Below are 8,425 nucleotides of genomic sequence, written 5' to 3'. Positions count from 1 at the left end.
CTGGCGGCCGGGCAGGCCGTGTCAGCCTGTGGAGCGGGAAGGGCTCAAGCGCCCGTGTTGAATCAGGAACCCGCCTATGGCGCGGCTCGTTAGAGCCGCTACCGATAGGAATCCCCCGACTTCAGGCGGGGGAGGATGTCAACTGCCGTGCCGTGAGAATCCCCTCTTCCCGCAGGGCGTGAAGATACAAAAAAGGCCGGGGTCTTCCCCCGGCCCTGATATTTTTCAAGGTTCCCCTACCTGCCGATGAGTTCCAGGGTGTGGCAGGCCCTCGCGTCGGCCTTTTGGCGCTTCAGGTGATTGTTGAGCTGGAGCACGCAGCCCGGGCACTGGGCGGTGACGATATCGGCCCCGCTTTCCATGACGGCCACGGCCCGCGCCTTGCCGAGTTCGTCGGCAAGGGCCGGGTTCTTCAGGCTGGAGACGCCGCCCCCGCCGCAGCAGGAGCCGGGGTCCTTGAGCTCCACGAGCCTTATCCACGGCTTTGCGGCAAGCTCCCTGCGCACGGCGCGGCCCACCTGGGGGTCGAGCCGGAAGTGGCACGGGTCGTGCACGGCGACCACGAGGGGGTCGGCCGCGCTCACGGGGCGCTCGCGCACGCGCAGGAGCGCGGCGGCGGGCAGTTTTTCGGGCATGGGCGCGGCAAAGCCCGTGCGCGCGTCGTGCCTCTGCAGGAAGAGTGCGGCGTCTGTGATGCGGCCCGCAAGTTCCCTGCCCGAGGAGGCGTATTCCCGCGAAAGGGTGCGGTGGCAGGTGGCGCAGAGCGTGAGCACCGGCATGTCGGGGCAGGCGGCGAATACTTCCGCGTTGTGCGCCTCGGCCTTTTCAAAGGCTTCCTTGAAGCCGCTGAGCTCGGCCGGCGCGCCGCAGCAGGACTGCGCGCGGGGGATGAACACCGTGTAGCCGCGCAGGGCAAGGGCGTTCACCAGGGCAAGCGAGGCTTCCACGTTCACCAGCCCGCCGAAGCAGCCCGTGAAAAGCGCCGCCTCCCCCACCTGCGTCACGTTGTCCGGCGGCATGACGCGCTCGGGCAGTATCTCGAAAAGGGATTTCTTCGCCAGGTCGGGCATGCTTCTCTTGCCCGCCGCGCCGCAGAGCGCATCCGGCAGGTGGCGTATGCTGCCGCGCGTATCCAGCGGGAAAACGTGCTGGAAAAAGGAGCAGGCGCGGATCATCTTCCGCATGAGCTCGCGCCGCGGCAGAAGGGAGCAGGTGACGAGCTTTTCCAGCCTGCGCTTCAGGGTAAGCCTGCCGTCGCCTTCGGCAAGGCGCGCGTCGAGGATGATCTGCGCGCCGTCCACGCCCTTGCCGCATATCTCCGTGCAGGCGAGGCACTGAAGGCAGCTTTTTATGGCGTCGTGGTAGCGTTCCCCGGGCTTCAGCTCCCCCGCGGCCACGGCGCGCGCAAGGTCGATGCGGGCGCGCGGGCCGAAGGTTTCCACCAGATGATGTTTGTAGCTGGGGCACACGCTGAGGCAGCGGCCGCAGTATTCGCAGGTGGGGCCTTTCATGGCTATCTCTCCAGCTTGCCGGGATTCATGATGCCGTAGGGGTCGAACAGGCGGCAGATGCCGCGCATGATGCGCATCTGCTCATCCCCGAGCTGCATGGGCATGTACTGCTTCTTTTCCAGCCCTATGCCGTGCTCGCCGCTGATGGTGCCGCCGAGCTCCAGGATCGCGCGGGTGGAGGCGTCGCAGAAGGCCTCGTAGGCCGCGTCCTCCTCCGGCTTGCCCGGGCTGTAGAGCACCATGGGGTGCAGGTTGCCGTCCGCCGCATGGGCGATGGTGACGACGTTGCACTTATGTTCCCCGGCCAGCTTTTCCATGAGCTTGAGCGCCTGGGGCAGGAGGGAAATGGGCACCGCGTAGTCGAGCGTCACCAGCCTGTCGGCCTTGCGCACCAGGGCCGCCGTGCCCCCGCGCCGCGCCTTCCAGAGTATTTCGCGCTCCTCTTCGCTTGCGGCAAATTCCATGCCTGTGGCGTTGTGCTTTTTGCAGATGCCCTCGATGGTCTTCATCTGGCCTTCCAGCACCATGTCCGGCCCGTCCACCTCAATGAGCAGGGCCGCGCCCGCGCCTTCGGGGCAGGGCACGCCGTACACTTCGGCCACGGTGCGCAGAAACACGCCGTCCATGAGCTCCAGCGTGCAGGGCAGGATGCGGTGGCCCACGATATCCGCCACCACGGAACCGGCTTCCGTCACGTCGGAAAAATAGGCCAGAGCCGTGCGGATGCTCTCCGGCATGGGGATGAGCTTCACCGTGACTTCCGCAATGAAGGCGAGAAGCCCCTCCGAGCCGCAGAGAAGGCGCGGCAGGTCGAAGCCCGTCACGTCCTTCTGGCAGCGGTTGCCCATGCGCACGATTTCCCCGCCGGGCAGCACCGCAGTGAGCCCGAGAAGATAGTCGCGCGTGACGCCGTATTTCGCGCCGCTCGCGCCGCCTGCGTTGGTGGCCACGTTGCCGCCTATGGTGGAGTAGAGGCAGGAGGTGGGGTTCGGCGGGTACATGAGCCCCTTTTCCGCCGCCGCCTTCTGGAGGTCGCCCGTGACGCACCCGGCCTGCACGCGGGCAAGGCGGTCGGTGACGGAGACCTCAAGCACCTTGTTCATGCGCGAGCTGCAAAGCACAAGCCCACCCATGACGGGCACCGGGGAGCCGGCCAGGCTGGTGCCCGAGCCGCGCGGATACACCGGGACGTGGCGCTGGTTGCACAGGCGCATCACGGCCGAGGCTTCGTCCACCGTGGCGGGCAGGGCCACGGCGTCGGGCCTGTGGGTGGCGAAAAGGTCGTAGGCGAAGGAGCGGAGGTCTTCCTCAGCGTCGAGAAAGCCCCCGGGGCCGAGAATATTCCTGAGTTCTGCGGCAATGTCGGAAGGCAGGCTCATGCTCTTTCCTTTATGGTAGGTTCACGGGCGACATGCCCGCGGGTTCTGAAGTTGCGCCGTGCGGAAGCTTCCGCGCAGGCGGGCCGTTTTTTCCCGGAGGAGGTTCTTACCCCCATGCGGGGCGGATGTGAAGCCCCCCGGGCGGCGGGGGAATCGCGTCATGCCCCCTCCGGCGGCAGGGAGCGGGCCTTGCCGCCGTGCATCCCGGATTTTTCTTCGCGCCGTGGGGCTGCGGGATGCCGGGGAATCGCGCTTTCTCGGGCGTTTTCCCTTCGCGCGGCCTGCGCCGCTTCCTCTTCCTTCGCCCGCGCACGGGCTTCTTGCGGACGTAGCGGGCCCTCCTTTCCCCGGGAGCAGGGGCGGCCGGAACACGGGCGCTCCGCCGCGCCGGGGGCCTTCGTCCGCAGCCTTGGGATTTCCCGCGCCGTTGGGGCGTCGGCGCGGGCAGGGCGGCACAAACGCGCGACGTATACTCGCGAGCCTCCCGGCCCCCGGCGGCCCTTTGCTGTGCTTCCGGGCCGTTGCCCCGGCACCCTGAGCGCCGTGGGTGGCCCGGGCTGGCGGGCTGACGAGGCGGCTTCCCTGCCCGGAGCCCTGCCGTGGGCGCGCCTTTGGCCCTTTCCCGGAAGTTCCGCCCCGCCGGGGCGGCTCTGCGGATGCGGGAAAGTCCGCCCGTGCTCCCGGGAAGGCCTCCCTGCTTCGGCTCCCGGCGGCTTCCCTGCCCTACGCGCGCGCCCTGAGGTAGGCTTCCATGCGGTTCATGGCCTCGGAGAGCTTTTCCTCATTCACGGTGCAGGCGAGGCGCACGCAGCCCTTCACGGTTTCTTCCGGCCCGAAGGGGAAGCCCGGCACCACGATGACGTGCGCCTTGTCCAGAAGGTCGAGGGCAAAGGCGAGGGAATCGGGTTTTGCCGCGTCGATGTGCGGGAAGAGGTAGAAGGTGCCCGCCGGTTCGAGGCAGCGCACGCCGGGCATGGCGTTCAGCCTTTTCGCGGCCAGGGCGGTGCGGCGGGCGTAGGCTTCGCGGAAGGAGAGGAATTCCTCCTGCGGCCCGGTGAGCGCGGCCAGGGCGGCGCGCTGGCTCGGCGTGCCGGTGCTCGCCACGGAATAGCTCAGCACCTTGACCATCTCCTTCATGAACCAGGAGGGGCCGAGGGCGTAGCCCACGCGCCAGCCCGTCATGGCGAAGGCCTTGGAGAAGGAGTTCAGCACCACGGTGCGCTCGGCCATGCCCGGCCGCGTGGCGATGCTTTCCGCCCGGCCGCGGAACACGATGCTGTCGTACACTTCGTCGGAAATGACGACAAGGTCGTGGCGGCGGGCGAAGCCGGCCAGCATGTCCAGCGTGGCGGCGTCGAACACCATGCCCGAGGGATTGCAGGGCGAGTTGATGAGCAGGGCGCGGGTGTTGTCGCTCACGCAGGCTTCCATGGCCTCAAGGGTGGGCATGAAGCCCTCTTCAAAGCGCGTGGGCACCTGCACGAGCCTGCCCCCGGCCAGGGCGCAATGGCCCTGATAGTCGGAAAAGCAGGGCGCGGGCGCGAGGACTTCGCCGCCTTCGTCGAGGAGCGTGCGCATCACGGCGAGAAGGCCGTGCATGGCCCCGGAGGTGATGAGCAGGTTTTCCTGCTCCCAGGCGATGCCGTGCTTAGCGCGCTCCGCGCGGAGTATGGCGGCGCGGAGTTCTTCGTCGCCCCGCGAGGGCGCGTAGTGGGTGAAGCCCCTGGCCGCGTCCTTCATGGCGGCTTCGCATACGAAGGCGGGAGTGTCGAAATCCGGTTCGCCGATGCTGAGGGAGATGACGTTGTCATACGCCGCGGCCCTTTCGAGCATGCTGCGTATGACGCTGAAGCGCAGCGGCGTGACGTGGGAACTCAAGGTGGTATTCATCGTGCAGCCTTATGTTTGGAAGCCCCGGCGCAAAGGCCGGGGCTTCTGTGGCGGGAAAAGGCGCCCCCGGCGGGGCTTCGCCGGGAGCGGAAAGGAAGATCAGAGATAGCCCAGCATGCGCGGTATGGCGAGGCACACGGCGGGCACATAGGTGACGAGCAGGAGCACGCCGAGCTCCACGGCGATGAAGGGCAGCACGGCCCGTATCACATAGGAGAGGTCGAGCTTGGTCACGCCGCAGATCACGAACAGGCACACGCCGAGGGGCGGGGTGAGCAGGCCCACGGCCATGTTGAGCACCATGATCATGCCGAAGTGCAAAGGCTCTATGCCCACCTGCGTGGCCACGTTGAGCAGCGTGGGCGCGAGGATGATGATAGCCGCCCCGCCTTCCATGAACATGCCCACGAAAAGCAGAAGGATGTTCAGAAGCAGGAGGATGATGAGCTTGTTGCTGGTGACGGACTGGATGAGCGCGGCGAGCTGGTTGGGGATCTGCTCGGCGGCGAGCAGCCAGGCGAAGGCGTTGGCCGTGCCGATGATGAGCAGCAGCACCGCCGTGGTGAGCACGCTGGAGCCGAGCACCTCGATGAGGTCCTTCATGCGCAGGGTGCGCTGGCAGATGCCGAGAAGGAGCGCGTAGAGCACGGCCACGGCGGCCGCTTCGGTGGAGGTGAAGATGCCGAACATGATGCCGCCCATGATGATGGTGGGGGCCATGAGGGCGGGCAGGGCCCTCCAGAATTCGCGGAAGAAGCGGCCCAGGGTGAGGGGGTTCGGGTCTCTGGGGTAGTTTTCGCGTATGGCCACGAAATAGCTGTAGATCATCATGCCCACGCCGAGCAGGATGCCGGGCACGATGCCCGCCATGAACAGGCCGCCTATGCTCATGCCCGTCGTCACGCCCATGATGACCATGAGGATGGAGGGCGGGATGATGGGGCCCATGGTGGAGGCCGCGGCCGTGACGGCCGCGCTGAAGCCGGGGTTGTAGCCGTTGCGTATCATGCCGGGCACCATGATGGAGCCTATGGCCGCGGCGTCGGCCACGGCGGAGCCGCTGATGCCGCCGAGAAACATGGAGGCCGCGATATTGGAGTGCGCAAGGCCGCCGGGGATGCGGCCCACCAGCATGTAGGAAAAGTCGATGAGGCGCTGGGTGATGCCGCACTTGTTCATGAGGTCGCCCGCGAGCACGAAGAAGGGCACGGCAAGCAGGGAGAAGGAGTTGAAGCCCTGGAACATGCGCTGCACCACCACAAGAAGGGAAGTGTCGTGCAGCAGAAGGCCCGCCACCGAGGTGAAGGCGAGGCAGAGCGCCACGGGCACGCCGAGGAACAGCGAGACAAGGAATACGAGAAAGATGACGGCGAGCATGGACTAATCCTGCCTTTTATCGCGGTTCTCGGAGAGGGGGTCGAACACGGGGGCGTCCTGCGCGTTCTCGCAGGCGGCGGCCACTTCGGACATATCTTCCATCACCGAGCTTGCGATGCTCGCGTTGGAGCCCGCGCTGGTGGGGAAGCGGTCCTGCAGCATGTCGGCCACCATGGAAAGCGCCATGAGCGCGCCGCCCACAGGCAGGCACAGGTAGGGGTAGATCATGGGCAGCTGGAGCGCCGGGGAAACCTGCATGGCCCCGCGCATGGCAAAGGCCCAGCCCTTCACCGCCACGAGCAGGAAAAAGGCCAGCATCACAAGCTGGATGAGGGGCGCGAGGTACTTGTCGTAGATGCCTGCGGGCAGATGGTCCACAAGGATGCGCACGCCGAGATGCCTGCCCTGGCGAAGCGCCACGGCGCTGCCCAGCATGGCCAGCCAGCACATGCTGAAGCGGGCTATCTCCTCGCTGGTCTCAAAGGTGAAAAGATGGGTGATGCGGCAGAATACCTGGCCCAGCGTGGCCGCGACCATGACAATGCAGAGGGCGATCCCCAGCCACAGGCTGATTTTCATGAGAAAGTCCGTCAGCCTGTTGATCTGGAAGGATATCAACGTCATGACATTTTTCATTAAGGTAAACCTCAATAGAAGGGGAGCACTGGCTCCTGTTGAAGCCTTCCCGTTCCGCCCGTGAAGGCGGGGCCGCACCTTTCAGGAGGGCGGCGGCAAGGCTCTTAAGGCCCGCACAGGAAAAAGTCGGGGACGATGCCACCGTCAAAAGACCGTGCGGATGTTGCGGGACAAAACAACCGGGAAAGGCCCGGAGCGAACCTTTCCCGGAAAGCGTGCTGCTTCTGCCCGTGCGCGGGGCGCTTACGGGCATGCGGCGCGCCCGAGGGTGCGCCGCCGTATTCCCCGGGGAGGGGAGCAGCGGGAAGAAGCCTTCTTACTGGCCGCGGGCTATCTTCACCATTTCCTGGGCTTCACGGATACATTCGTCCATGAGGGCCTGTTCCTTGCCGGCGACCTTGGCTTCGGCTTCAGAGGCGGCCTTGACCGCGCCGTCCACCCAGTCCTGGCCGATGCGCTTGGCGATGATTTCCAGGGCGGCGGGCTGGGCCGCGTTGCGGAACATGGCAAGTTCCTCGGGGGAGAGTTCGTGGATCTTCATGCCCTTGTCGGCCATGTCCTTGAGGGCGGCGGCGTCGCTTGCGGCGGTGATGCCCGCATGCACGATGCAGAAGGCTTCCGCGCCCTTGTACAGGGCTTCCTGCTGGGCGGGAGTCAGGCTCTGGAACTTGTCTTCATTGATGAATATGACGAGCGGGCCGTAGAGATGGCCGTCGAGCACCAGGCTGTCCTGCACTTCATAGAACTTGGAGTCGTGGATGTTGGCGATGGGGCATTCCATGCCGTCCACCACGCCCTGCTGGAGCGCCATGTAGAGTTCGCTGTAGGAAATGGGGGTGGGGGAAGCGCCGAGGCCGCGCGTCATGGCCATGTGGGCCGGGTTCTCCATCACGCGGATCTTGAGGTCCTTCATGTCCGCCGGGGTCCTGAGTTCGGCGCCCTTGGCCGTGAAGTGGCGGAAGCCGTGCTCGGCGATGCCGAGGATGCGCACGCCGGTCTTCTTGAGGAATTCATCGGAGAGCTTCTTCACGAAGTCGGACTTCAGGAATTCCCAGCCCGCGGGGCTGCTGCCGATGAGGTAGGGGATATCGAAGACCATGGTCTGCGGCACGAAGTTGGCCGCCGGGCCGCTGGTGAGCGTGCCCATGTCGATGGTGCCCATCTGGATGCCTTCCAGGGCTTCGGCTTCGCCGCCGAGCTTGCTTGCATGGTAGAAGACAAGCTCCACTTCGCCGTTCGTGGCCTTGCGCACCATGTCGGTGTACACGTCGGCTGCGCACACGGTGCGGTTTTCCGGCGTGTCGGGGCCGGAGTTGGCGACCTTGAGGGTGATCTTCGCTTCGGCGGCGGCAGCGCCGGCAAGGAGCATGGCCAGGGACAGGAGAATGGCAAGGGGCTTTTTCAAGGCAGGAACCCTCTGAAACGTGCGCTGAGGTGAATGGGAATCCCTTCCCGCCGTTGCGGCGCAGGGAAAGGCGGCTTTTTCGGCAGATTATGCCCGGCTTATGATTTTGTCAATAAGTAAATAAAATATAACTTGTTGTAATGTATGGATTTTTCAAAAAGATCCCGCATTTTTTCACAAGAAATCGAGGAAGGTGCTGTAAAGGTATGAACATTTTTGGCATCAGG

The 8,425-nt window shown here is 65.5% G+C and carries 6 protein-coding genes; all 6 read right to left on the bottom strand.

Going from position 1 to position 8,425, the window contains the following annotated elements; all coding sequences use genetic code 11:
* Nucleotides 1-236 precede the first annotated feature (236 nt).
* Nucleotides 237-1,511, bottom strand: coding sequence for a (Fe-S)-binding protein (locus tag K8W16_RS09730; RefSeq protein WP_304123056.1), 1,275 nt, complete (start codon nucleotides 1,509-1,511; stop codon nucleotides 237-239).
* Nucleotides 1,512-1,513: 2 nt separating this feature from the next.
* Nucleotides 1,514-2,890, bottom strand: coding sequence for an FAD-binding oxidoreductase (locus tag K8W16_RS09725; RefSeq protein WP_304123053.1), 1,377 nt, complete (start codon nucleotides 2,888-2,890; stop codon nucleotides 1,514-1,516).
* Nucleotides 2,891-3,613: 723 nt separating this feature from the next.
* Nucleotides 3,614-4,780, bottom strand: coding sequence for a pyridoxal phosphate-dependent aminotransferase (locus tag K8W16_RS09720; RefSeq protein ID WP_304123050.1), 1,167 nt, complete (start codon nucleotides 4,778-4,780; stop codon nucleotides 3,614-3,616).
* A gap of 99 nt (nucleotides 4,781-4,879) precedes the next feature.
* Entirely contained in the window at nucleotides 4,880-6,157 is a 1,278-nt protein-coding gene (locus K8W16_RS09715) for a TRAP transporter large permease (RefSeq protein ID WP_304123048.1), read from the bottom strand.
* 3 nt (nucleotides 6,158-6,160) lie between these two features.
* A complete protein-coding gene (locus tag K8W16_RS09710) occupies nucleotides 6,161-6,781 on the bottom strand; it encodes a TRAP transporter small permease (RefSeq protein WP_304123045.1) in 621 nt (206 codons plus the stop codon).
* A gap of 328 nt (nucleotides 6,782-7,109) precedes the next feature.
* Nucleotides 7,110-8,198, bottom strand: coding sequence for a TRAP transporter substrate-binding protein DctP (gene dctP / locus K8W16_RS09705; protein ID WP_304123043.1), 1,089 nt, complete (start codon nucleotides 8,196-8,198; stop codon nucleotides 7,110-7,112).
* Between the last annotated feature and the right edge of the window lie 227 nt (nucleotides 8,199-8,425).

This window comes from Mailhella massiliensis, assembly GCF_020741395.1.
Taxonomy (GTDB): domain Bacteria; phylum Desulfobacterota; class Desulfovibrionia; order Desulfovibrionales; family Desulfovibrionaceae; genus Mailhella; species Mailhella massiliensis_A.
The sequence above is the reverse complement of the archived record's forward strand: the minus strand, read 5'-3'. Positions and strand labels throughout refer to the sequence as shown.